27 protein-coding genes are annotated in these 22,361 nt (G+C 46.7%); 11 read left to right on the plus strand and 16 right to left on the minus strand.

Annotation, left to right across the window (positions count from 1 at the left end; genetic code table 11):
* Positions 1–110: 110 nt before the first annotated feature.
* The 4 genes from EOO50_RS04775 to EOO50_RS04790 all read right to left on the minus strand — a co-directional run bounded on the left by EOO50_RS04775 (position 111) and on the right by EOO50_RS04790 (position 2,804).
* On the minus strand, positions 111–530 hold the full coding sequence (locus EOO50_RS04775) for a DUF1801 domain-containing protein (RefSeq protein ID WP_290838340.1): 420 nt from the start codon (positions 528–530) through the stop codon (positions 111–113).
* A gap of 58 nt (positions 531–588) precedes the next feature.
* The gene (locus EOO50_RS04780; RefSeq protein ID WP_290838341.1) at positions 589–1,053 is read right to left on the minus strand and encodes a GyrI-like domain-containing protein; all 465 of its coding nucleotides are present in this window, start codon (positions 1,051–1,053) and stop codon (positions 589–591) included.
* A gap of 21 nt (positions 1,054–1,074) precedes the next feature.
* Positions 1,075–2,070: an aldo/keto reductase gene (locus tag EOO50_RS04785; RefSeq protein ID WP_290838343.1), complete on the minus strand. Its 996-nt coding sequence runs from the start codon at positions 2,068–2,070 to the stop codon at positions 1,075–1,077.
* Between the two features lie 323 nt (positions 2,071–2,393).
* On the minus strand, positions 2,394–2,804 hold the full coding sequence (locus EOO50_RS04790) for a DoxX family protein (RefSeq protein WP_290838344.1): 411 nt from the start codon (positions 2,802–2,804) through the stop codon (positions 2,394–2,396).
* Between the two features lie 123 nt (positions 2,805–2,927).
* Between EOO50_RS04790 and EOO50_RS04795 the strand changes: the two genes are divergently transcribed.
* Complete coding sequence (locus EOO50_RS04795; protein ID WP_290838345.1) at positions 2,928–4,319, plus strand: alpha-amylase family glycosyl hydrolase; 1,392 nt, start codon at positions 2,928–2,930, stop codon at positions 4,317–4,319.
* A 184-nt stretch (positions 4,320–4,503) separates the two neighbouring features.
* Here EOO50_RS04795 and EOO50_RS04800 read toward each other — a convergent pair whose 3' ends face one another.
* The 4 genes from EOO50_RS04800 to EOO50_RS04815 all read right to left on the minus strand — a co-directional run bounded on the left by EOO50_RS04800 (position 4,504) and on the right by EOO50_RS04815 (position 9,187).
* Positions 4,504–4,815: a hypothetical protein gene (locus EOO50_RS04800; RefSeq protein ID WP_290838347.1), complete on the minus strand. Its 312-nt coding sequence runs from the start codon at positions 4,813–4,815 to the stop codon at positions 4,504–4,506.
* Positions 4,816–5,118: 303 nt separating this feature from the next.
* Positions 5,119–5,916, minus strand: a complete 798-nt coding sequence (locus tag EOO50_RS04805; RefSeq protein ID WP_290838348.1) for a hypothetical protein — start codon at positions 5,914–5,916, stop codon at positions 5,119–5,121.
* 3 nt (positions 5,917–5,919) lie between these two features.
* Complete coding sequence (locus tag EOO50_RS04810) at positions 5,920–7,047, minus strand: cysteine desulfurase family protein (RefSeq protein WP_290838349.1); 1,128 nt, start codon at positions 7,045–7,047, stop codon at positions 5,920–5,922.
* Positions 7,048–7,096: 49 nt separating this feature from the next.
* Positions 7,097–9,187 (minus strand): glycoside hydrolase family 97 protein, encoded by a 2,091-nt coding sequence (locus EOO50_RS04815; RefSeq protein WP_290838351.1) that lies wholly within the window; start codon positions 9,185–9,187, stop codon positions 7,097–7,099.
* 127 nt (positions 9,188–9,314) lie between these two features.
* Here EOO50_RS04815 and EOO50_RS04820 point away from each other — a divergent pair, with 127 nt between their 5' ends.
* On the plus strand, positions 9,315–10,322 hold the full coding sequence (locus EOO50_RS04820; RefSeq protein ID WP_290838352.1) for a hypothetical protein: 1,008 nt from the start codon (positions 9,315–9,317) through the stop codon (positions 10,320–10,322).
* A 92-nt stretch (positions 10,323–10,414) separates the two neighbouring features.
* Here the strand turns inward: EOO50_RS04820 and EOO50_RS04825 are convergent, their stop codons facing one another.
* Positions 10,415–10,960: a Smr/MutS family protein gene (locus EOO50_RS04825; protein ID WP_290838468.1), complete on the minus strand. Its 546-nt coding sequence runs from the start codon at positions 10,958–10,960 to the stop codon at positions 10,415–10,417.
* Entirely contained in the window at positions 10,950–11,135 is a 186-nt protein-coding gene (locus tag EOO50_RS04830; RefSeq protein WP_290838353.1) for a hypothetical protein, read from the minus strand. Before EOO50_RS04830 ends, EOO50_RS04825 begins: the two co-directional genes overlap by 11 nt.
* A gap of 89 nt (positions 11,136–11,224) precedes the next feature.
* On the opposite strand from EOO50_RS04830, the gene EOO50_RS04835 reads away from it, so the two are divergent.
* Together EOO50_RS04835 and EOO50_RS04840 are read left to right on the plus strand one after the other, a co-directional pair.
* On the plus strand, positions 11,225–11,503 hold the full coding sequence (locus EOO50_RS04835; protein WP_290838354.1) for a DUF2752 domain-containing protein: 279 nt from the start codon (positions 11,225–11,227) through the stop codon (positions 11,501–11,503).
* Positions 11,504–11,510: 7 nt separating this feature from the next.
* Positions 11,511–11,831 (plus strand): CCC motif membrane protein, encoded by a 321-nt coding sequence (locus EOO50_RS04840; RefSeq protein ID WP_290838355.1) that lies wholly within the window; start codon positions 11,511–11,513, stop codon positions 11,829–11,831.
* Positions 11,832–11,873: 42 nt separating this feature from the next.
* Here the strand turns inward: EOO50_RS04840 and rocD are convergent, their stop codons facing one another.
* On the minus strand, positions 11,874–13,118 hold the full coding sequence (rocD, locus tag EOO50_RS04845) for an ornithine--oxo-acid transaminase (protein WP_290838357.1): 1,245 nt from the start codon (positions 13,116–13,118) through the stop codon (positions 11,874–11,876).
* Positions 13,119–13,334: 216 nt separating this feature from the next.
* Here rocD and EOO50_RS04850 point away from each other — a divergent pair, with 216 nt between their 5' ends.
* Entirely contained in the window at positions 13,335–13,781 is a 447-nt protein-coding gene (locus EOO50_RS04850; RefSeq protein WP_290838358.1) for a hypothetical protein, read from the plus strand.
* A gap of 54 nt (positions 13,782–13,835) precedes the next feature.
* Here EOO50_RS04850 and EOO50_RS04855 read toward each other — a convergent pair whose 3' ends face one another.
* Complete coding sequence (locus EOO50_RS04855) at positions 13,836–14,246, minus strand: OsmC family protein (protein WP_290838359.1); 411 nt, start codon at positions 14,244–14,246, stop codon at positions 13,836–13,838.
* Positions 14,247–14,603: 357 nt separating this feature from the next.
* Here EOO50_RS04855 and rlmD point away from each other — a divergent pair, with 357 nt between their 5' ends.
* From rlmD to EOO50_RS04870, 3 genes are read left to right on the plus strand one after another with little or no spacing between them, the layout of a single operon-like run.
* Entirely contained in the window at positions 14,604–16,016 is a 1,413-nt protein-coding gene (gene rlmD / locus EOO50_RS04860) for a 23S rRNA (uracil(1939)-C(5))-methyltransferase RlmD (protein ID WP_290838360.1), read from the plus strand.
* A gap of 8 nt (positions 16,017–16,024) precedes the next feature.
* Complete coding sequence (locus tag EOO50_RS04865) at positions 16,025–16,552, plus strand: DUF6452 family protein (RefSeq protein WP_290838362.1); 528 nt, start codon at positions 16,025–16,027, stop codon at positions 16,550–16,552.
* Positions 16,524–17,276 carry a DUF6048 family protein gene (locus tag EOO50_RS04870; RefSeq protein WP_290838363.1) on the plus strand — a complete coding sequence of 251 codons (753 nt, stop codon included), beginning with the start codon at positions 16,524–16,526 and terminating at the stop codon, positions 17,274–17,276. Before EOO50_RS04865 ends, EOO50_RS04870 begins: the two co-directional genes overlap by 29 nt.
* 7 nt (positions 17,277–17,283) lie before the next feature.
* Here EOO50_RS04870 and EOO50_RS04875 read toward each other — a convergent pair whose 3' ends face one another.
* The 4 genes from EOO50_RS04875 to EOO50_RS04890 form a co-directional block, all read right to left on the minus strand.
* On the minus strand, positions 17,284–17,820 hold the full coding sequence (locus EOO50_RS04875; protein WP_290838365.1) for a hypothetical protein: 537 nt from the start codon (positions 17,818–17,820) through the stop codon (positions 17,284–17,286).
* 8 nt (positions 17,821–17,828) lie between these two features.
* A complete protein-coding gene (locus EOO50_RS04880) occupies positions 17,829–18,347 on the minus strand; it encodes a hypothetical protein (protein WP_290838366.1) in 519 nt (172 codons plus the stop codon).
* A 71-nt stretch (positions 18,348–18,418) separates the two neighbouring features.
* Positions 18,419–18,652 carry a hypothetical protein gene (locus tag EOO50_RS04885; RefSeq protein WP_290838367.1) on the minus strand — a complete coding sequence of 78 codons (234 nt, stop codon included), beginning with the start codon at positions 18,650–18,652 and terminating at the stop codon, positions 18,419–18,421.
* Positions 18,642–19,808, minus strand: a complete 1,167-nt coding sequence (locus EOO50_RS04890) for a THUMP domain-containing protein (protein WP_290838368.1) — start codon at positions 19,806–19,808, stop codon at positions 18,642–18,644. The genes EOO50_RS04885 and EOO50_RS04890 overlap by 11 nt, the downstream gene beginning before the upstream one ends.
* Positions 19,809–19,875: 67 nt before the next feature.
* Here EOO50_RS04890 and EOO50_RS04895 point away from each other — a divergent pair, with 67 nt between their 5' ends.
* From EOO50_RS04895 to murQ, 3 genes are all read left to right on the plus strand, one after another.
* Positions 19,876–20,625, plus strand: a complete 750-nt coding sequence (locus EOO50_RS04895; RefSeq protein ID WP_290838370.1) for a class I SAM-dependent methyltransferase — start codon at positions 19,876–19,878, stop codon at positions 20,623–20,625.
* Positions 20,625–21,320: a ZIP family metal transporter gene (locus EOO50_RS04900; RefSeq protein WP_290838371.1), complete on the plus strand. Its 696-nt coding sequence runs from the start codon at positions 20,625–20,627 to the stop codon at positions 21,318–21,320. The genes EOO50_RS04895 and EOO50_RS04900 overlap by 1 nt, the downstream gene beginning before the upstream one ends.
* Positions 21,321–21,523: 203 nt before the next feature.
* The gene (murQ, locus tag EOO50_RS04905) at positions 21,524–22,354 is read left to right on the plus strand and encodes an N-acetylmuramic acid 6-phosphate etherase (protein ID WP_290838372.1); all 831 of its coding nucleotides are present in this window, start codon (positions 21,524–21,526) and stop codon (positions 22,352–22,354) included.
* Positions 22,355–22,361 lie beyond the last annotated feature (7 nt).

Below are 22,361 nucleotides of genomic sequence, written 5' to 3' on the forward strand. Positions count from 1 at the left end.
GCTAATGTCTTGAATCGTTAGATGAACGATTTTATATAAAAGAAATCCGTCGTAATTGACGGATTTTTTGTCTTTAAAGTTCTGGATTCAGCACTTCAGCACCAAGCACTTCAGCACTTTAATCCAAACCGTATCGCGTCCTTCAAAACGTCAACGTCAATGTCGCTCAATTTTTTGAACTTGATGCAATAGCCCGTTACGCTGGCCTTACCGAGTTTTCCGGCGTAGGTTTCGGACAGATACGTCTTGTCGTCGAGTCCGAGAATATATACCGAAATTCCCGTTGTGTTCGCGCTCAATCCGATTTGATAGAAATCTTTGGTCGTGCCGTCGGCGTACGTTATCGTGTAGCGCCCGTACCCGATGTTTGGGTTGGAAACGATTTTGCCGTCGGCGTTTTTACCGTCGAGAAACCACAGTTCCGCCTTGGGGTTAAGTTCGACAATGCCGGCGTGCAACGTCTGTAAGTCTGCACTTTTTTGTGCAGGTTGACCGTCGATGTAGTCGGCAATTTGTGTTTGTATGTCCATGGTACGATTTACGTTGGCGAATTTAAAATCCGAATTTCGTTCACCAGACAGACGCGTATCAATGCGGTTGCGGTGTCGCTATAAAAATTTCCACTTCAGAATTTTTCCCTTTTTGGGACTTTTCCCCATAAACTTCAAAATCATAAGTGTATTTGCGCTGGAGACTTTCGTCAGCCTTCCATATCTCGCTCCAAATTGTTACGACCGAGTTTGGCAAATCGCCTTTCGCTGTGAATTTCGTAAAATATTCGGGTTCGAATTCGCGGCCGATGAACCCGTCCGGAATTTCGCTTATCGTTGAAACAGGAACGCCGAGAATCGCTGTGTAATCTTCGGTGTAATCGCTTTTGTAATCCGTATATATACAGAAAATATCGTCAGAGACTTTATTGGGAATCTTGTCAAAAACATTTCGAGCATAAAATTTTTCCCAAAGGCCGCCAAGGTCCTCTGATGACCGATTATCCTTATTTGTCGTGCGAGTCGAGATCCCAATAATTTTAAATCCTTTTGTCACATCCATGTAAATATCTGTTTTTTGTTATCAACGAACTAACTGCAATGTATCGAGCTGCGTTGAGATACTGTCAATTTCTTCCTGCGTCAAATTAACTCGCGTCGCACGCGCATTTTGAACGGCTTGTTCGGCGTTGCGCGCCCCGGCCAAAGCGATCGTGATTCCGGGTTGTTCGATTGTCCAAAGCAAAACGAGCTGCCCGATCGACAAGCCTTTTTCGTCGGCGATTGGTTTGATTTTCTGTAGGAATTCATTCGTGCGTCTTATGTTTTCGTCTTTGAATTGCCAAAGATTCTTGCGATGGTCGCCCTCGTTGAATTCCTGTCCGGGTTTCATTTTCCCGGTGAGCAGACCGCGGTCCATCGGGCTGTACGCAAGAATTCCTTTGTGATGTTCGACGCAATATGGAACCGTTTCTTTTTCGATTTCGCGTCTGAGCATCGAATATGGAACTTGGTTCGACGCGAGCTTGACATACTTTTCGGCTTCGGCCATTTGGGACGCGCTGTAGTTGCAAACGCCCGCGTATCGGATCTTCCCATCTTTGATCAACGTGTCGACAGCCTTGAACGTTTCCTCGATCGGAGTCGTCGAATCGGGCCAATGTATTTGATACAGGTCGATATAATCGGTCCTGAGTCGGCGCAAACTGTCTTCGCATTCCTTAATGACGCTTTCGGCTCCGGCGTATTTGTAGACATCGATGTCCTTGCCTTGGTTGTTTTGGCTCTTCATCGCGAAATCGCCTTTGGCCAAATCCCAGCGCATTCCGAATTTGGTAAGCAAAAATACTTGGTCGCGCGGCAATCCCATGACGGCCTCGCCTACTATTTCCTCGCTGAAACCTTGTCCGTAGATCGGAGCGGTGTCTATGGCGTTCACGCCTTCGTCGAACGCGGCTTCGATGGCTTTGATTGCGTCGTTGTTTTCATTTCCGCCCCACATCCAGCCGCCGGCAGCCCAGGCGCCGAACGTTATTACGGATAGGTTTAGGTCGGTTTGCCCGAGTTTCCTGTATTTCATGAGTTATTATTTTTGACTCGAAGACGCGAAGGCTTTCAGTCGCTTTATTGTTTGTTGCTGTTACTTTGCACTTTGCACTTTGCACTTTTCGCCACGAAGGCACGAAGGCACGAAGTTTTTGACTGGCGCTTATCAAATTTACGATAAACAATGGAAACGCTGATCGCAAATGTTAGCTAGCGTTTACAAACGATTACAATCGGATATAAACGGAAGTAAACGTTTAATCAACGACTGCCAGAAACCATCCGCCTCACCTTTGTCATGTTAAACGCCATCAAATCACGCCGACTTAAAAAGCAAAAGACATGCACGTCCAGAAATCACGAATATTCGCTCTTCTTAAACATATTGTCGACCGCAAAAGAATTGTGCCCGACCATAAACAAGAGTACGCCCAAATAGGCCGCGTGCACGAGTTGTCCCGTGATCGCGTCCCAATTCTCTATCGTCGTCGACCCGAAAATCAGAATCGACATCACGAAAAGACCCGCGAAGAGCGATTGTTTAGTAAAGAGTCCTATGATGATGAACAGCCCGATCGGGAATTCCAAAACGGGCAAAGCATAACAGAAAGGTGAAACAAGTTCAGGCGGAAGAAACGATTTTTCCATGGTCTTGAGCATCCACTCGCTGAACTGGTCGAGTTTGGGCAAACGCACCAATCCATGCCCGAAAAAAGACAAACCAATCGGAAGCCTTGCCGCGAAAAAAGTGTAGTTGTGTGTTCTCATATATCGGAGTTTACTTAAAGTTAGCAAATAGGTTCGAGAAGATTTTGGTGTTTATGAAAAGTTTAGTTTCGTTTGGTCGTTAAAAATCAGCAAATCATTATATTTATTTTAGAATACATATTTATGAAATCATTCCTGAAATTTTCGGCAGTCCTGGCAATCGTGTGTTTTACGGGTTGCGAAACATCGGTAAAAAACAATATCAAAACCGGTGATGATAAATACAAGCCTGTCGAATATGTGAAAGTCAAGCATCCCGATTGGAGCAAAAACGCCACGATCTATGAAGTAAACGTGCGCCAATTCACGCCCGAAGGCACATTCAAAGCATTCGAATCACATTTGCCTAGGCTCAAGGATTTAGGTGTCGACATTATTTGGCTCATGCCGATTCATCCGATCGGTGTCGAGAAACGCAAAGGAACGCTGGGCAGCGAATATTCGGTCAAAGACTATTTCGGCGTGAATCCTGAATTCGGGAACAAAGAAGATTTCAAACATCTGGTCGACAAGATCCACGAGATGGGAATGTATGTGATCATCGATTGGGTCGCGAATCATTCGGCCTGGGATAATCCACTCGCGAAAGATCATCCCGATTGGTATTCCAAAACGCCCGAGGGAAATTTCCAACCCACGCCTTGGTACGACTGGGATGACGTGATAGATTTTGACTACGACAAGCCTGAACTCCGCAAATATATGACAAGCGCTTTGGTCTATTGGGTCAAAGACTTCAATATCGACGGTTACCGTTGCGACACGGCAGGTTTCATTCCGACCGATTTCTGGAACAATGCGCGCGCTGAAATGGATGCCGTAAAACCGGTTTTCATGCTCGGTGAGTGGGAATCACGCGACTTGCACGAATATGCGTTCGACGCCACGTATTCATGGTCGCTTTGGAGTGCGATGACGGCCGTAACCAAAGACGGCAAAGGAATCGGGCAACTCGTCGAATATATGGCGCACGACGAAAGCACTTTTCCGCACGGTGGTTATCGCATGTTGTTTACTGAAAACCACGACAAAAATTCATGGGAAGGCAACCAGGAATTGAACTTCGGGCCGGCACTCAAAGCTTCGATGGTTTTGTGTTCTACCGTAAACGGCATGCCATTGATCTATGGAGGTCAGGAAGCCGGGCTTGCACGCTCCATAAAATTCTTCGACAAAGACCCGATCGATTGGTCAAAAATGCAGTACGCTGACATGTATAAAACGCTTTTTGCACTAAAGCACAAGAACCACGCGCTCTGGAATGGTGACAATGGTGGTCACATGATCCGAATTTACAGTGACAAAATGGATAAAGTAATTTCATTTTCTCGCACCATGGAGGATGATCGCGTAGTTACGATCGTCAATTACAGCAAGGAAATGGTTTCAGTGAAACTCGACTCAAAATACCAAAAAGGAAAATACAAGGAACTATTCAGTGGCAAGGAAATCGAATTGAAAGGCGACGATGTTTTCGAGATGAAACCTTGGGATTACTTGGTTTTGGTCAAATAAGTTGGAGCTGTTCCGGCTATACGCTACTAGCTTTACAAAAAATCTCCGTTTTTGCGACCGCTTTATCCTGCTTCCGTTGGTCGCCGTCAAAGCGGGCAAAAAATGGAGATTTTCCGGTAAAGGCTAACCGCTGCTATCCGGGCTAAACTTACCGTCTCGAAAGTCGCTCTGGATTTTATTACCGTCAACGTTTCGAGAAAACAATCGCTTCGCCGGAATCGGGGTCGCCGAAACCGAAAATCAATCCGTCCGGGATTTCGTCGCCTTTGATCGTTGGATTTGCCAACGATTCAGGTGCGCCTTCTAGTAATAATCCAAAAAAAGCTGTATTTCCGGAACCCGAATCGACAAAGCCGCCAGCTTGGATTCGCCATTTACCAGCGAATGAAACTTGGCCGGCAAACTTATAGTTCCCTGCGCTGTCTGCTGTGAAAGTAGGAAAATTTTCCGCGACGTATGTCCCATTTGCAAGCAGCGTGATTTTCGATTTTCTCACGAGTTTTAACTTTGGATCGATGGTCTGTTTCTCAAAGACATAACTACCCACGACGTCCTCGGCATTGGGTTCTTTTGTCAAATACGAATGGGCGAAAGGGTCGTACTGGCAACTCGCGAATAGCACAAAAATCAAAAACAAATCAATTCTTCTCATCTTATATTTTAATCAGGAATTCGTTTCGGTCAGATGGTTACCGTTTTCATCCGCGCTTCATACTCGACCGACAAAATAGCGGAAACAAATCTCCATCTCTGAATTTTCATGGCTTGTTCTTATCGATTAAGGTGAATGCCGACATAGTTAATTCAATTTATCATATTTGCGCAACAATTTCCCAATATTGTCATCGGTAATTTTCATCTCGTCGATCATTTTCGTCAATTCTGGTCTTGAGTTCGTAATTGTTTTAAGGCTTTTTCGAACGTTCAACAAATAATTGACTGAGATCCGCTCACCTTTTTCGTTGGTCATAGAATCGACGAATTCCTTGTTCATGCTGAGATTAGTACTGTAATGCCGCAACCATTTTATTTTTCCGTCGTATAAAAGTTCCGCCAAATAATCGCCGTTGTTTATGAATTCGCGCAAGCTTCCCATAAAGTCGTAAAAACGCATGACATTGATGTCGCGCGCAACTATTTTTTGAACGGTTTTGCCATCTTCCGTCAGTTTGATAATGTTGTGGAAACTTCGTTCATCGACCACTTCGCCGATAAAAGTGCTGGTGGAAACCTTGACTTTCACCCTTAGTGTATCTTTATTTCGCGTTACGATTTCAGCGCGGACGTAGTCGGTAGACGTGTAATTTCGGTTTAGCCATTCGACGGGTTTTACGGCATTCACTTTAGGTGGTTCACTCCCGAAAATAAGATTTCCGTCAGCGTCCTTTATATTTCGAATGGAATTTTTGAAATACGTGAATTCGGATTGTGTCGCTGTATTGAGAAAAGTCACCTGATCGTCGGCCGAGCGAAGTTTCGTAAACGCATACGATTGGTTTGTCGTAAAAAAAATCGTTCCTTTTTCTACTGATAGTTTTTCTTGGGCAACAGCAATCGCCGACGAAAAACCGAGCAGCAAAATGACGAACCATTTCAAAACTTAAACGGTTTTCAAAGCCTCAACCAAAGCATCTATGTCATCGGTCGAATTGTAATGGCTGAACGAAATCCTAAGCGATGGTTTCCGAATGTCCTCGTCGGTCAACATCTCGGCCAAAACGTGTGACGGTTTCGCACTTCCCGACTGGCAGGCGCTTCCTCTCGACAAGGCAATTCCTTTCATGTCGAGGTGAAAAAGAATCATGATTGTCTTTTGTTCGTCCATCGGGAGACAGACGTTTAGGATGTTGTAAAACCCGTTTTCGACGCTTCCGTTTATCTTTATCTTACCGAAAGTTTTCTCCAATAACGAGACCGCATAATTCTTTAAACCAGTTATTTGCAACCTTTCACTTTCGAGATTACTATAAGAAAGTTCAAGCGCTTTCGCCATACCGGAAATGTTGTGCACGCTTTCTGTTCCGGGACGGATTCCTTTCTCCTGTTCACCTCCGAAGAACATCGGATTCACGATCAGGCCTTTGCGGATATACGCGAAACCGATCCCTTTCGGACCGTGGAATTTATGGGCGCTCGCCACGGCGAAATCGACGGGAAGTTCCTTTAAATTGAATTCGGTCTTGCCGATTGACTGTACCGTATCCGAATGAAAATACGCATTGTATTGCCTGCAGATATTTCCGACTTTTTCAATATTCAGCATCGTGCCGATTTCGTTGTTCACGTGCATCAACGAAACTAGCGTCGGAACATTTTCAGACAGCAGATTGACCAATTGCGTGATGTTTACCTCGCCCGAACTATCAACGTTCAAAAACTGCACGTCAATCGAAAATTCGCGCGCCAAGTGTTCGACGGTTTCCAAAACGGCGTGATGTTCTATCTTGGTCGTAATGATGCGTTCGACCTTGAAATCGACGATCGCGCTTCTGATGATCCAATTATTCGCTTCGGTCGCGCCCGACGTAAAAATGATTTCCTGGGCAGAACAACCCAAATTTGCAGCGATGGACTTTCGCGACAACTCTATCACGCTTTTCGCATGACGCCCGACACTGTGCGTCGACGACGGATTTCCATAATCTTCGCTGAGCACTTTGGCCATCTCAGCGACAACTTCAGGCCGCAATTGCGTGGTAGCGGCATTATCTAGGTAAACGGTTTTCAATTTTTGAATTTTTGAATCTTTAAATCTCTAAATCTTTTCAATCGCGCAATTATCTAGGTAAAATGCTGATAGCTGTTCCACCGCCGGTCACGAGCGAGAGGTTGATCTTCGATTTCGAATCGACATCGATCGTGCGGATTTTATAGGCCTTTGGATTTCCGTCCCAAGTCGCGTCAGGCGCGTCTTCGTAAACGGTCGCCCTGTATTTTTTTCCGGGCGTCAAAAAATCGAGTGTGATCGACGATTTACGGGCGTTTTCGTCGGTGATTGCGCCAACGAACCAACTTTCCTTGCCTTTCGCCTTGCGCGCAATCGTGATGTAATCTCCGGGTTCGGCCTCAAGGATTCTCGTGTCGTCCCAATCGGCCGCTACGTCTTTTATGAATTGGAAGGCGTCGGGATAACGTTCGTAATTTTCGGGCAAATCGGCGGCCATCTGCAAAGGTGAATACATCGTCACGTAAAGCGCGAGCTGTTTCGCTAACGTCGTATGAACCTGTTCCTTGCGCGCCGGATCATAATAACTGCGCTGTATCTCGAAAATACCGGGCGTATAATCCATCGGTCCGCCAAGCAAACGCGTGAACGGCAAAATAGTTTCGTGCATGGGTGGATTTCCCGTACTCCAGGCGTTGAACTCGTTTCCTCTCGCGGCTTCGGCCGATACGTAATTCGGCCAGGTGCGATGAACGCCCGTCGGACGAGATGATTCGTGCGAATTCACCATGATCTTGCGCTCGGCCGCACGCTGCACGACCCAATTGAAATGATTCACCATGGTTTGGCCGTCGTGCCATTCGCCCCTTGGGATAATGCGCCCGACGTAACCCGTTTTCACGGCCTTGTAACCGTATTTGTCCATGAAATCGTAGGCGCGATCGAGTCGTCTTTCGTAGTTGGCGACCGAACCCGACGTTTCGTGGTGCATGATGATCTGCACGTTTTTCGACTTCGCGTAATCGGTGACTTCCTGAACATTGAAATCAGGATAAGGCGTCACGAAATCGAAAACTTCTTCTTTCCAGTTTCCGAACCAATCTTCCCAACCGACGTTCCAACCTTCGATCAAAACCCCGTCAAAGCCGTTCTTCGCGGCAAAATCAATATATCGTTTGGCATTCTTGGTCGTTGCACCGTGAATTCCGTTTGGTTTGAGTTCGCCTGTTTGCTGGTCGACCTTTCCATAGTTCCATGAGCTCTTATCGATGTGCATTTCCCACCAGATCCCGACATATTTCATCGGTTTGATCCACGATGTGTCATCGATCTTCGACGGTTCGTTTAGATTCAGCGTCATCTTCGACGATAGGATTTTGCGCGCGTCGTTCGTCACGAAAACCGTTCGCCACGGCAATTTGCAAGGCGTTTGCAGGAAAGCGACGTCAGTTCCGCCTGCGTTCGGAGCGAGGTCGGCGCGGAACGTGAACGTTTTCTTATCGAGCGTCAGATGCATCACGGGATAGTTGATCACCGCCGCCTCGAAGATATTAAGGTACAGATTGTCTTTGGTTTTCATCATCAATGGCGACTGGACGCGGTTGGCATCCATCGGTCCTTTGAATCCGATTCCGTTGCTGATCGTACTTTGGTCGCCGTTTATTTGCGAAAGGGCCGATTCGGTGTAAATGTATTCCTGGCTGTCGAAATCGCCCGGAATCCAAAACGATTTGTGGTCGCCCGTAAGATTGAACTCGGTAAATTCGCCGGTTACGGTAAAATATTTCCATCGATATTGGTCGGGAAATTCGTATCGGAACGCCAAACCTTCGTCGTACAGCCTGAACACGATATTCATCTTGCGCTCGGTGGTCGTCTGCAGCAATTGGATCGTCAATTGGTTATAATTATCCCTGATCGTCGCGACCTCGCCAAGCACGGGCTTCCACGTTTCATTGGCCGATCCCGTCTCGAACTTCACGACCTTAAAATCGGCGTTCAACATTTCGTTGTTCTGGAGCGCGAGCCCCAGCATACTTTGCTCAAGCACCGAATTGTCTTTATATCGCAGCGTATACGAAGGTTTTCCGTTATCGACAAGCCTGAATTCGAGCTTGATATCTTTTGAAGGCGATAAAAGCTGGGTTTGGGCGTCCATCGATGCGCCCGAAAAAATAAGCGTAAGCAGAAGTATTTTTTTCATGTTGCGACGTGCAAAGTTTTTAGAGAGGAAAGCAAAGATACTAATATACGGTTAAAATTTTCCCATCGCGAGGGTTGCATAGCCTGTGGTAAACAAAAACAGTTATTTTTGCTCAAAATTCCATTGCATGAAAAGAATATTCGCGCTTTTGCTTATCGGCTTGTCGCTCAACGGTTGCGATGATGGCGACCTTATTTTTGACGAGTTCGACTTTGAGGACGTGAGCGTTGCCCGATGTCCGAACGTGGCCACGGGTGTGACGAGCAACATCTTGTACAAAATCAACAATCCGGAGATACTGATTTTGCAGATCCCGAATCTCGAAACGGTTCTGCCCGACACTCCGACTCCAGCCGAGGGATTGGATCCGATTTCAATAGACGGCACGAACATTCGCGTCGTATACCGATTGTATAACGGCGATGCCACCGCTGCCAATATCTGCGACGCCATACAACCACCTACGCCTGCCGTAACCGAGGAATGGAATGCGATCGCCGGTATGATTTACATCACGACGACCGCCATCATCACGCCCAACACTGCCGACGGTTTTACGGGAGGTGAGACCATCTCGAAACTGCGCCATGCCATAAAACTTAAAAATATCACGTTCCAGACGCCGAACAATCAGATCAGGCGAGATTCATTGGCATTCGGGAATTATGACAGTGCGTTCGATGCACCGACACTCAATATCGGAGGAACGCCCGCAGTGTGCGATTTAGCGAGCCCGTCGCCTTATGATTTGCTGTATAAAGTTGCGGCCGCGACTGCGATCACAATTAACATCGATCCGGCACTTTTGGACGAAACGATACTCGGAACACCAAAAACCGGCGTTATTTCGGGCGAAATGAACCGAGTGACGTACAGGGAATATGCAATAGGCACGGATTTATCTGCCTTAACTAATTTCTGCACCGAATTTCCTGCTTTGACGCCCACCGAAACTTGGATCAGCCAGGACGGTGTCGTTGGTGTAAGTGGCATTGTGGAAGTAACCACGACTACGCTTGGAAGCGGCGTCACGCATACGATAAAACTTAAGAATGTAAGGCTCCAGAATTCGGCGGGTAACCTGTCGTTCAAGATTGCCGACGATTACGAGTTCGGTGAACTTATCGTGAATTAGATTTCGATGACAAAGCACAAAGAAATGTGCTTGACTCCATAAAATCAGTCATGGATCATACGACGAAACTCGTTGATTCATGGCTGATTTTTTTAGCTCTGTTTGAAATATACTTCTGTCGCGCCCTGTCCGTATTTTTGGTAATTGCCGTCGCGGAAATCGATTCCGTCGTATCGGCCCAACAAAAAATCAAGTTCCGATTTTAGAATCCCTTCACCGACACCGTGTATCAAAACGATTTTGGGGATTCGATTTCGGACGGCAAAATCAAGATGGCGTTTCGCCGTATCGAGCTGTATCGTGAGGATGTCGAAATTCGAAAGATGCTTGTAGTTTTTGACGAGTTTTTCGATGTGCAGATCAAATTCGGGCGGAGGAATTTCACCTTTCACTTTCTTCTCTTTCGTGAACGAACGCGGTTTTGGAATCTCTTTATCCTTTTTTATCGAGTTGAAATTGACGCTTCCGATTTGCTTACTTAAATCATTGGAAACGTTTATCTTAATCAATTCATTGACAAAATAAGTCATCTGAAAACCATCGGTGGTTTCTATCGTTATGACATTTCCTTTGACGTCCGTGACAATGCCGTCGAACGCGTCGTCGAGCACTGAAACTTTGTCTCCTTTATTCAGTATCATCGTCAGAATTTTTGTCGTTTTTACTTTTTATTTTCGAACTCAAATTGATTACGCCCATCATGAAAACCACGACAGCGGCGCACATGATATAGACGCTAGGTCGCTCCTTGCTTTGTTCATAAATCGCGATGAGAACGGCGACGATCGCCAATGGTAAAAGCCAGTTTTTCATGTTCGGGGTAAACGACAAATGTAAGGAGTTGTATTTTTAAAACAGGTTCCGAAAGTTTGATTTTCGTAATATTGTCAAAAATAGAAACGATGGAAGAATACATGGTTCCATGTTTGAACAAGAAAATTTTCGGCGTCGATTGCCCGGGTTGTGGAACGCAGCGCGCTTTGGTTTTGATCGCCGACGGGGAATTCGTCGCTGCCTTCCATATGTTTCCCGCAATCTACACGACAATCTTACTTTTCGTTTTCATCGGACTGCACTTCCTGGATCGGTCGCACAAATACCACAAACTTATTATCGGCCTCGCGATCGTTAACGCGGTGATTACGATTATTGCATATATTTACAAAATGTCACACCAATAACCAATCGATGATGGAACAAAACAAACTACCTAATGCCACGGCCGTACTCGTACTTGGCATTTTATCTATTTGCACCTGCTGCTGCTGGGGACCGATAGGATTAGCGCTCGGAATCATTGCACTCGTACTAGCCAAAAAGGACGACGTCTTGTATCTGGCGAATCCGGAATTATATTCGAATTACTCAAATATCAAAACGGGCAGGATTTTAGCGATAATCGGAATCGTGCTGAATGTGATCTCAACGGTGCTTACGATCTACAGCATGACAACCGATCAGGCCGATAATGTGACGCAACTCAGACAGCTGCTCGAACAGTACAAATAATAATTTTGCACAATAAAAAATCCGCCGATCGGCGGATTTTTTTTATTTCTCGAATTCCCTGAGCGTCCTGATGATAATCGAAACGCAATCAAGCAATTGTTCCTCGTTCATGACCAAAGGCGGCGCGAACCTGATGATATTGCCGTGGGTCGGTTTCGCAAGCAGCCCATTGTCACGCAGCGCCATGCAGATATCCCAGGCCGTGGAACTGTCCTCGGTATCATTGATGACGATCGCGTTGAGCAAACCTTTCCCTCGAACCAACGTCGCGATGTTTGAAGTCTTGATGTACTCGCCTATCTTCTCGCGGAAAATTTGCCCGAGATATTCGGCGTTCTCAGCGAGTTTTTCATCTGAAACGACTCCGAGTGCCGCAATCGCAACCGCAGCGGCGATCGGGTTTCCTCCGAAAGTAGAGCCGTGCTGGCCAGGCTTTATGACGTTCATGATCGGGTTATTTGCCAAGACTGCCGAAACCGGATAAACGCCACCCGAAAGTGCCTTGCCCAAAACCAAAATATCGGGAACGACATTTTCATGGTCCACGGCGAGTAATTTCCCGGTGCGCGCGATTCCCGTCTGCACTTCATCGGCGATGAAAAGCACGTCATATTTTTCACACAGCGCTTTCGCTTTGGCGAGATAACCTTCGCTCGGCACGTAAACGCCCGCCTCGCCCTGGATCGGCTCCACGAGGAAACCGGCTACGTTTTTAGATGACGACAACGCGTTTTCGAGCGCATTCAAATCGTCGTATGGGATTTTCGTGAATCCGGGCGTGTAAGGACCGAAGTTCTTGCGCGCGCCTTCATCGTTCGAAAAAGAAATAATGGTCGTGGTACGTCCGTGGAAATTGCCTTCGCAGACGATGATTTCAGCTTGCTTCTCGGCGATCCCTTTTACTTCGTACGCCCATTTTCGGCACAATTTCAACGCGGTCTCGACGGCTTCGGCTCCTGTATTCATCGGAAGCATCTTGTCAAAACCAAAATAGTTCGTGAGGAATTCTTCGTACGGGCCGAGTTTGTCATTATAAAACGCGCGCGAAGTCAACGTAAGCGTCTTGGCCTGCTCGATCATCGCATTGATAATCGCAGGATGGCAATGCCCTTGGTTCACGGCCGAATACGCCGAAAGGAAATCATAATAACGCTTTCCCTCGACATCCCAAACATACACGCCCTCGCCTTTCGAGAGTACGACAGGCAGCGGATGATAGTTGTGCGCACCGTATTGGTCTTCCAAACCCATCAGCGCCTCTGATCTTGTTTTTTCTAAAACCGACATGAAGTTGATTTTTAAATTATTTTTTAGAATTCCTGCTTGTGGAGAGAAATCATCCGATTTTGGTCAAAAATAATGAATATTCGACAAAATTTACGAGAAGCCAACCGTTAAACTTTGACACTCGAATCCAAAAGCGAATGTTAAAACCGCGTTACCGAATTGTAAACTTCTTACGGATACGATATATTTGAGCAAACAACAACAAATACAATTCCTATGAGAAAAATTACTTTTTTACTTTTCATTGCCGCACTGCCATTGGTTTCCTGCAGTTCGTCGGACGACAAGGACCAAGTCGGGCGACACATCAAAGCAACCATCGACGGAACGGCCTACACCTTCAACACGTTAACGGTCAGCACCGACGAATATACGGAAGGCGACTTCACGTACACCGACGTCACGATGACAGGATCCGTAAATAACGACCCTGCCAAAACGGTTTCCATCGTAGTCATGGAAGGCGCGACCGGAAACGACGCGAGCTGGTATTTTGGGCATCATCACGACGGAGAGGAATTCTTGAAAGACGATTCGTTCTCGACGATCATCAGCGAAAACGCAGGCCGCCGAATAAAAGGAACGTTTTCAGGGAACGTAGTATCAAATGAAGATGGCGAAATAAAGACCATTACGAACGGCTCCTTCGAAGTCACTTACTAGATAGTAATAAAAATAAAGAATAAAAAAAGCCCCGCATTTCCGCAGGGCTTTTTGCTATACCAAAGTCGCCTTCGACGAAATCTTCGCGTTGAAGAGCTTTGAGATCGGGCAATTTTTCTCAGCTTTGGTGACGAGTTCCTGGAATTCATCGTCATCGATTCCCTCGATTTTGGCCGACAGTTCAAGTTCCGAACTCACGATCGTACCGTCCTGCAAATCAATATCGCAGCGCGTCTCAATGAATTCAATGCGATGTCCGGCTTCCGTGATGAACGCCGAGAGCTGCATCGTAAAACATCCGGCGTGTGCCGCGGCGACCAATTCTTCAGGATTCGTGCCGACGCCATCCTCGAATCGTGTCTTGAACGAATATTGCGTATTGTCGAGCGTTTTGCTTTGCGTGGTAAGTTTTCCTGCGCCCTCTTTCAGCGATCCTTGCCAAACGGCTGTTGCATTTCTTTTCATCGTGTGTGTTTTTAGATTGTATTTAAAGTTACGAGGTTAATGGACAATGGACAATTGATAATTGACAATTAATCGTTAATAATTTTGTTTCGGGTTTAGGGTTTAGGGTTTAGAGTTTAGGGTTAGGGTTTAGGGTTTAGTGTTTAGTGTTAGTGTCGTCAATAATGAAATACCGAATTTGATTGACGAACAGCCACCGCGAAACATTTTCTTTCCCTCGTTTGAAAAAAGTCCGGTAATCGAAACGGAAACCCAAACTCTAAACTCTAAACCCGAAACCCTCAAACCTCAAACTCCATATCCAATACTTTGCACATTGCACTATGCACTTTGAACGTTTTAAATTACTTTTGCGCCATGGCAAGAAAAAAAACCGACAAACTCATCTTTGAAAACATACAAGTGCTCGACGCGGGCGCGAAAGGCGTATCGGTGGCGAAAGCTCCTGACGGCAAAGTGATTTTTATTCCGAACGTCGTTCCGGGCGACGTAATCGATGTGCAGACCTTCAAGAAACGCAAGTCATATTATGAAGGGAAAGCCGTGAAATTCCACGAACTGTCGGAGTTTCGAGTCGAACCCGTGTGCGAACATTTCGGCAGCTGCGGCGGTTGCAAATGGCAGAATATGGATTATTCGCGCCAATTGCACTACAAACAAAACGAAGTACTCAACCATTTGCAGCGCATCGGAAAAGTCGAATTGCCCGAGTTCGAACCGATTTTGGGATCGGCGGAACAATTCTTCTACCGCAACAAAATGGAATTCTCGTTCTCGAACGCACGTTGGCTTACCGACCACGAGATCGCGTCAACCACCGAGCTCAATGACCGCAACGCACTTGGTTTCCACATCCCGAAAATGTGGGACAAGATCCTGGACATCACCAAATGCTGGTTGCAGGAAGATCCGAGCAACGACATCCGAAACGAGATCCGGAATTTCGCGATCGAAAATGATTTGCCGTTCTTCGACCCGAGAAACCACGAAGGTCTTTTGCGCACGCTCATGATCCGAACGGCTTCAACGGGCGAAGTCATGGTGTTGGTTCAATTCTTCGACGACAATAAAGCCCAACGCGAACTGTTGCTCGATTTCGTATCGGCACGTTTCCCGCAGATCACGTCGTTGTTGTACGTCGTCAACCAAAAACAAAACGATACGCTGTATGACCAGAATGTCGTGGTTTACAAAGGCCGCGACCATATTTTCGAGGAAATGGAAGGTTTGAAGTTTTCGATAAACGCTAAATCTTTTTACCAGACGAATCCCGCTCAGGCGTACGAACTTTATAAAATTACGCGTGATTTCGCCGGATTGACCGGAAATGAACTCGTCTACGATTTGTACACGGGAACGGGAACGATCGCCCAGTTCGTGTCGAAAAAAGCGAGAAAAGTCATCGGAGTCGAAAGTGTGCCCGAGGCAATCATCGAAGCCAAGGAAAACGCGAAACGCAACAATATCGACAATTGCGAGTTCTTCGTAGGCGACATGAAAGCCGTGTTCAACGACGCGTTCATAGCGCAGCACGGACATCCTGACGTCCTGATCACCGATCCGCCGCGCGACGGCATGCACAAGGATGTCGTGGAGCAGATCTTGAAAATCGCGCCTGAAAAAGTGGTTTACGTGAGTTGCAATTCGGCGACACAGGCTCGCGACCTTGCACTAATGGACGCCGCTTACAAAGTCGTCCGAGTTCGCCCCGTGGATATGTTCCCGCAAACGCACCACGTAGAAAATGTCGTACTTTTGGAAAAACGCTGATTTTATACATGAAAAAGATAGTGACCGTTTTCGCCTTGCTTTTGCTGGCGTTTTCCCAAACCAATTGCGAGCGCGACGACATTTGCAGCGGAACTACGCCGACGACGCCGCGGATCGTGATTGATTTTTACGATTACAACCAACCGACGGTACTCAAGAACGTGACCAACCTGGAACTCCAATCGATAGACTCGGATTCCTCGGTAGTCGTGAACGGTGAGAGCCAGTTGTTGCTGCCGCTCAAGACCTTTGAGGATTCGGTGACGTTCAACCTTACGTTGAATTCGTTGAGCACCGATCCTACTTTGATTTTCACCGACAAGATCCAATTCAATTACGCGCGACGCGATGTGTACGTTTCCCGCGCCTGCGGTTACAAGACGCTATTCACGCTCAACAACGATCCCGCGTTGGCGCCCGGATATCTGCTCAACGATGCGCCCGCCGAAACCCAGGGAACTTGGATTAGAAATATTGTGGTCGATACCTATAACATAGATTCAGAAGATGAGACGCATATCCGTATTTATTTTTAGCCTTTTCTTTTGCGCGGGCGCGTTTGCCCAAAAAGATACGGTATCGGTCAGGAAAGACACGGCTGCGCCAAAGTTCACGAGGCACGGGCTTCGCGTCGGAGCGGATTTATATAAGCTCACGCGTGGTTTGTACGACGATAAGTACCAAGGACTGGAACTCGTGGGCGATTATCGTTTGACGCGCCGATACTTCCTGGCCGCCGAACTCGGTAGCGAAAAAAAAACCGACGACAAGGACCGCCTCGATTTCACCACGAAAGGCACATATTTCAAAGTCGGGTTCGATTACAACTTTTACGACAACTGGCTCGACATGGACAACGTGATCACGATCGGATTGCGATACGGCGTGGCATCATTCAGCCAGACGTTGAATTCGTATAAGATCTACAACCCGAATCCGTATTTCGGAGAAGAAATTGTCGTGGTAACGGGTCAGGAATTCAAAGGACTTTCAGCGAGTTGGGCCGAGGTCGTTTTGGGTTTGAAGGCTGAGATGTTCAGCAACATCTACGTCGGATTCTCGGCGAGGCTCAATTACATGATTTCCGAAAAAGAGCCGAACAATTTCGCGAACCTCTACATTCCGGGATTCAACCGCACGTATGACGGGAAAATCGGCGTCGGCTTCAATTACACGGTTTCCTACCTGATCCCGATCTACAAATCGCAGGTGAAAGTCGTTGAAAAAGAAGCGAAGAAAAAAGCGAAAAAGAAAAAGTAAACCGACATCACCAAAAACGCCACCATTTAGGTTTGTGTTTTTTGAATTCAAATGTCTCCAGATCGATAGAAAATTGATTTTCGCATGATTTTCCGTAGCCATCGAAATCGTGTGAAATCCCCGTGAGCTTTCTTTTTTGGATTTTCACTCCACTTATCCCGTCAAGACTTAAATCTTTAAAGCGCTTGATTTCACTCGAATTCTTGACGATATCTATCGAATAATCGTCCACTAAAATGAAAAATCGGTCGTATTGGAGAACCTGATCGTAGTGAAAACCGAAATGAAGCAATTCTCGTTTCGAATTTACATCGACGAGATACACGGTCCCATCGGCAATGACGAGCATTTCATTTTCATCGAGCTGGGCAACGAATTTGAGATTCGACGATCCCAATTGAAAATTACCGACCCAATGTCCGTTCTGAGCCAAAAATTCAATGACGAAACCCTCGGAAAATTCCTTATATCCGTTCTGGGGAATCGAAACGTACAAGTCGCCGTAAGCAGGCAATCCTTTTAATATCCTGAAATTTTCAGCCATCGCCGCGGCTAAGAAGCACTTTTTCCTTTTAGTTTTTTGTATTCTCGGATCAAGGTTTTCAATTGTCGGTTCGAGGTCACGTCAATTTCTTTGTCCGACAGGAAATGACTGAATTTGAAGTCGTTTCGGATTTTCTTCGCGGCCATTTCTTTTGCGACGAGATCGAGTTCGCTTCTCATGAATTGCTTCGAATTCTCGAGTGTCGACAAACCTTCGAACTTGTTCTTGAAATCGCGTCGGAATGTGGTCGAACTGAACGGAATCGCATTCAAAAGTTGCATTTGCTTCTTCGACTTGACATCGAGCGCGCCCATGATTTTCACCAAAACATTCTCGATTTCCTTCTTGTTCAGCGACGTGAGATTTTCGGGAAGCATGGATTCGTATTTCGGTTTTTTCTGGACGACGACCTTCGTCTTAGCCTCGATAGACGCCGATTTCTTGGTTCCCGAATTCACGTAACCGCTTCCGAAGCATTTTTCGCATTTTGGATTTAAGCCTTCGCAAGAACAAATTTGGACTGTCATAATTTTTTTATTTAAAGATTGAAAAATTAAAGAATTAAAAGATCGTGCGTGCTGTGCCGACAATCTTCTAATCATTTAATCTCCTTAATTCCTTTTATGAACAGCCATGACATAAACACTTTCATGCCTTCCTTGGTGCGTACCGCTTGGAATTTGGGCGACAATATCGTCGTGATCACGGCGCTCGTCAACGGTCGGAACCATCCGTCGAGATTCGTGAAATGCGTTACCAGATAGTAAATCGGAATGTACAAAATGGCAAAGCCAAGGAAATTATAAAGAAGCGCTTTCGTGTTAGGCGTCATGATTCTGGAATTTGGCTTTTCGGCTGCCTTCGTACATTTCATACTTGACCAAACGCGCTTCGAGGCTGCCGTTGAATAATTTTATCTTGCGCGAGGGTTTCAATCCGACGAATTTCAAGGCCTCGAGGTTCGCCGTGATGAACCACGCATTCGTGTTCGGGTAACCGTTCTTGAGCGTGTCGCCGATCTCCCGGTAAAAACGCTCGAGGTCGATATCGAGTCGTTCCCCGTACGGCGGATTGAACAACATGTGAAGCGGACCCTGATTTTCCTTTTTCGAATCGAAGAAATTGCCTTCGTGTATCGTAACGTAATCTTCGAGGCTCGCGTTGGCGATGTTGTCTTTCGCTTTCGCGACGGCACTCGGCGCTTTGTCGTAACCAATGATCGTGTAATGGAATTCCCGTACTTTCTTAAGCAACGCATTGGCGATCATGTCGAAAAGCTCTCCGTCGAAGTCGTTCCATTTCTCGAATGCGAACTCCTTGCGGTTGATGTTTGCGGGAATGTTGCATGCGATGAGCGCGGCTTCGGCCAAAATAGTTCCACTTCCGCACATCGGGTCGAGGAAATCGCTGCGTCCGTCCCAGCCTGACAACAATAACATTCCGGCGGCCAGAACCTCGTTTATCGGGGCAATGTTCGTTGCCGTGCGATAACCGCGATGGTGCAACGAAGCGCCCGACGTATCAAGCGAAACCGTGCATTGGTCTTTTGCGATGTGGATATTGATGCGCAGATCGGGATGTGTTTTGTCGATACTCGGTCGTTCACCTGTTTTGTTTCGGAATTGATCGACGATCGCATCCTTACACTTCTGGGCTACGAATTCGGAATGGTTGAAATGATCGCTATGGACGGTCGCGTCGATGACGAATGTTTGGTTCGCGCTCAAATACGTCGACCAATCGATGCCTGAAATGCCTTTGTACAAGCCGTTCTCGTTCGTCGCACGAAAATTATAGATCGGTTTCAGGATCTTGAGCGCCGTACGCAACGCCATGTTCGCCTTGTACATAAAACCCTTGTCGCCCGTAAAACTCACCATGCGAACGCCGGGCTCTACGCGTTGCGCGCCCAGGCTGAACAGCTCTTTTGCCAGGATTTCCTCGAATCCGAAGAAGGTTTTGGCGACCATCGTAAAATTATTTTCCATGCTTAAATCGGGTAAACGCTGCAAAAATAGTCTAAATTTGCAAGACCGAATTCATCTCCAGCAATAAATGCCAAATCCAGCAGCCGTGAGCAACAAACCCCAAAAATGGTACGCCTCGTGGTTTGACACGCCTTACTACCACATTTTGTACAAAGACCGCGATTATACCGAGGCGCAATTGTTCATGGACAACATCACGTCCTACTTGAATTTGCCCGACGACGCGAAAATCCTTGACCTCGCTTGTGGCAAGGGCCGACACTCGATTTACCTGAACCAGCTGGGCTACGATGTCACTGGAACCGATTTGTCTGAGAACAGCATACGCGAAGCCTCGAAACATGCGAACGAAACCCTGCATTTCGAAGTACACGACATGCGCGAACCGTTCGGGCAAAAGTTCGATGCGATTTTCAACCTGTTCACGAGTTTCGGTTATTTTGAAAGCGACGACGACAATTTCACGACTTTGAAAGCGATCCACGAAAGTCTGTCGGAGTTCGGATTCGCGGTGATTGATTTCATGAACGTGCGCAACGTGATCGCAAATCTGGTTCCCGAGGAAACGAAAACCGTCGAGGACATTACGTTCAACATCAAGCGTTTCGTAGAGGACAACCACATCATAAAGGAAATCCGGTTTACTGACAAAGGCGAAGATTTTTGTTTTTCCGAGAAAGTCCAGGCGCTCACGCTCGAGGATTTTGAGGTGATGATGGAAAAAGCAGGAATCTACCTGCTCGATATTTTCGGGGACTACAAATTGCACAAATTCCATAAAACCGATAGCGAACGTCTAATCCTCGTATTCAAGTAATGAATTATTTGTTGCCTTTACTTTCGGTGCTGATCGGTTACGCGGTGGCGCTTTTCCTAAAAACCGGAAACAAAACCAACCTCAAGTTGTTGCTCGCCTTCAGCGGATCGTTCCTATTGTCGCTTACCGTTTTACATCTGTTGCCCGAAGTATATGAAACCACTTTACACGACAGCGAAGATCACGGTCACGGCTTATCGATCGGAATTTTCATAATGGGAGGGATTTTATTGCAGATCGTGCTTGAATTTTTCTCGAAAGGTGCAGAACACGGACACGTTCACGGACATTTGGAAATGCATCAGATTCCGTGGCTGCTGTTTATCAGTTTGTGTCTGCATGCGTTGCTCGAGGGTTTTCCCGTCGGACATCACCACGATTTGGCTTGGGGAATCGCCGTGCACCACTTGCCTATCGCAATTATCTTGACGCTGTTTTTCCTGAATTCGCATCTAAGCAAACCGAAAGTGTTCGCATTTATGTTCACGTTTGCGCTGATGACGCCGCTTGGCACGTTGGCATCCGACAGTTTTCCGGTTCTTGCCCAATATTACGCTCAAATTACTGCGGTCGTGATCGGGATTCTATTTCATATTTCATCGACGATCATTTTTGAAGCGAGTGAAAACCATAAATTCAATATCGCGAAGATTACGGTGATCATTCTTGGGATCTTGCTGGCGAGTTTTCTTTAGTCGCTTTACAAACAATTGTTTTTTTTAACAATTAAGATCGTTGAGAGAAGTTAAGCGTTTTGGCTGAACTTTCGTTTTGACTCATTTGATCGCATGCCTGATGTTGAAGCGATCCGCAATGCCGATAGAAGTCCACGTAACCAAAATCGTTATATTTGTCATTTAACTTTGGACCCTAAATACTCAATTCACAATCCTGCACCTTGAACCCTTTCCAAAAAACCACCGAACAATCCTCGAACTACGATTCGCTTGAGCACATGCCGCTTCACGAGTTGTTGGCGAACATAAACAACGAAGACAAGACCGTTCCGTTGGCCGTTGAGAAAGCGTTGCCGCAAATCGAGGCGCTTGTCTCCCAAATCGTATCTCGCATGAGAATCGGCGGGCGCTTGTTTTACATCGGCGCGGGAACGTCGGGTCGCTTGGGAATTGTCGACGCGAGTGAATGTCCTCCGACGTTCGGGGTCGCGTTCGATTTGGTGAACGGCATCATCGCGGGTGGCGACAAAGCGATACGCCGCGCCGTTGAAAATGCCGAGGATGACGCGAAACAAGCGTGGATCGATTTACAGGCCGCAAACATTTCAGGCAACGACACTGTAATTGGGATTGCGGCATCGGGAACAACACCTTATGTAATCGGCGGTCTTGAGAAATGCAACGAGAACAATATTCTTACGGGTGCGATCACGTGCAACGCCGGAAGCCCGCTTGCGCTAACTGCAAAATTCCCGATCGAGGTCGTTGTCGGGCCTGAATTCGTGACGGGAAGTTCGCGCATGAAAGCCGGAACCGCACAAAAATTGGTGCTTAACATGATTTCGACGACTACGATGATCCAGCTCGGACGCGTAAAAGGCAATAAAATGGTCGATATGCAACTCAGCAACGACAAGCTAGTGGATCGCGGCGTCCGAATGATTATGGGAGAAATTCCCGTTTCGTACGAAGAAGCCTCAGAAATGCTGATTAAACACGGAAGCGTGCGCAAAGCCGTAGAGAGTTTCGATCGCAACAAGTTCGAACTATAAATCCAAC

Origin of the sequence: Flavobacterium sp. (assembly GCF_004211145.1) — a bacterium.
Taxonomy (GTDB): domain Bacteria; phylum Bacteroidota; class Bacteroidia; order Flavobacteriales; family Flavobacteriaceae; genus Flavobacterium.

What these genes read in the sequence shown, in the direction of transcription:
- EOO50_RS04895 (WP_290838370.1), top strand. Translation starts at nt 19,876, where the DNA reads ATGCCAAATCCAGCAGCCGTGAGCAACAAACCCCAAAAATGGTACGCC.
- EOO50_RS04840 (WP_290838355.1), top strand. Translation starts at nt 11,511, where the DNA reads ATGATGGAACAAAACAAACTACCTAATGCCACGGCCGTACTCGTACTT.
- EOO50_RS04775 (WP_290838340.1), bottom strand. Translation starts at nt 530, where the DNA reads ATGGACATACAAACACAAATTGCCGACTACATCGACGGTCAACCTGCA.
- EOO50_RS04815 (WP_290838351.1), bottom strand. Translation starts at nt 9,187, where the DNA reads ATGAAAAAAATACTTCTGCTTACGCTTATTTTTTCGGGCGCATCGATG.
- EOO50_RS04875 (WP_290838365.1), bottom strand. Translation starts at nt 17,820, where the DNA reads ATGGCTGAAAATTTCAGGATATTAAAAGGATTGCCTGCTTACGGCGAC.
- EOO50_RS04790 (WP_290838344.1), bottom strand. Translation starts at nt 2,804, where the DNA reads ATGAGAACACACAACTACACTTTTTTCGCGGCAAGGCTTCCGATTGGT.
- EOO50_RS04900 (WP_290838371.1), top strand. Translation starts at nt 20,625, where the DNA reads ATGAATTATTTGTTGCCTTTACTTTCGGTGCTGATCGGTTACGCGGTG.
- EOO50_RS04835 (WP_290838354.1), top strand. Translation starts at nt 11,225, where the DNA reads ATGGAAGAATACATGGTTCCATGTTTGAACAAGAAAATTTTCGGCGTC.
- rocD (WP_290838357.1), bottom strand. Translation starts at nt 13,118, where the DNA reads ATGTCGGTTTTAGAAAAAACAAGATCAGAGGCGCTGATGGGTTTGGAA.
- EOO50_RS04855 (WP_290838359.1), bottom strand. Translation starts at nt 14,246, where the DNA reads ATGAAAAGAAATGCAACAGCCGTTTGGCAAGGATCGCTGAAAGAGGGC.
- EOO50_RS04870 (WP_290838363.1), top strand. Translation starts at nt 16,524, where the DNA reads ATGAGACGCATATCCGTATTTATTTTTAGCCTTTTCTTTTGCGCGGGC.
- EOO50_RS04880 (WP_290838366.1), bottom strand. Translation starts at nt 18,347, where the DNA reads ATGACAGTCCAAATTTGTTCTTGCGAAGGCTTAAATCCAAAATGCGAA.
- EOO50_RS04865 (WP_290838362.1), top strand. Translation starts at nt 16,025, where the DNA reads ATGAAAAAGATAGTGACCGTTTTCGCCTTGCTTTTGCTGGCGTTTTCC.
- EOO50_RS04830 (WP_290838353.1), bottom strand. Translation starts at nt 11,135, where the DNA reads ATGAAAAACTGGCTTTTACCATTGGCGATCGTCGCCGTTCTCATCGCG.
- EOO50_RS04780 (WP_290838341.1), bottom strand. Translation starts at nt 1,053, where the DNA reads ATGGATGTGACAAAAGGATTTAAAATTATTGGGATCTCGACTCGCACG.
- EOO50_RS04890 (WP_290838368.1), bottom strand. Translation starts at nt 19,808, where the DNA reads ATGGAAAATAATTTTACGATGGTCGCCAAAACCTTCTTCGGATTCGAG.
- EOO50_RS04820 (WP_290838352.1), top strand. Translation starts at nt 9,315, where the DNA reads ATGAAAAGAATATTCGCGCTTTTGCTTATCGGCTTGTCGCTCAACGGT.
- EOO50_RS04850 (WP_290838358.1), top strand. Translation starts at nt 13,335, where the DNA reads ATGAGAAAAATTACTTTTTTACTTTTCATTGCCGCACTGCCATTGGTT.
- EOO50_RS04795 (WP_290838345.1), top strand. Translation starts at nt 2,928, where the DNA reads ATGAAATCATTCCTGAAATTTTCGGCAGTCCTGGCAATCGTGTGTTTT.
- EOO50_RS04885 (WP_290838367.1), bottom strand. Translation starts at nt 18,652, where the DNA reads ATGACGCCTAACACGAAAGCGCTTCTTTATAATTTCCTTGGCTTTGCC.
- rlmD (WP_290838360.1), top strand. Translation starts at nt 14,604, where the DNA reads ATGGCAAGAAAAAAAACCGACAAACTCATCTTTGAAAACATACAAGTG.
- EOO50_RS04785 (WP_290838343.1), bottom strand. Translation starts at nt 2,070, where the DNA reads ATGAAATACAGGAAACTCGGGCAAACCGACCTAAACCTATCCGTAATA.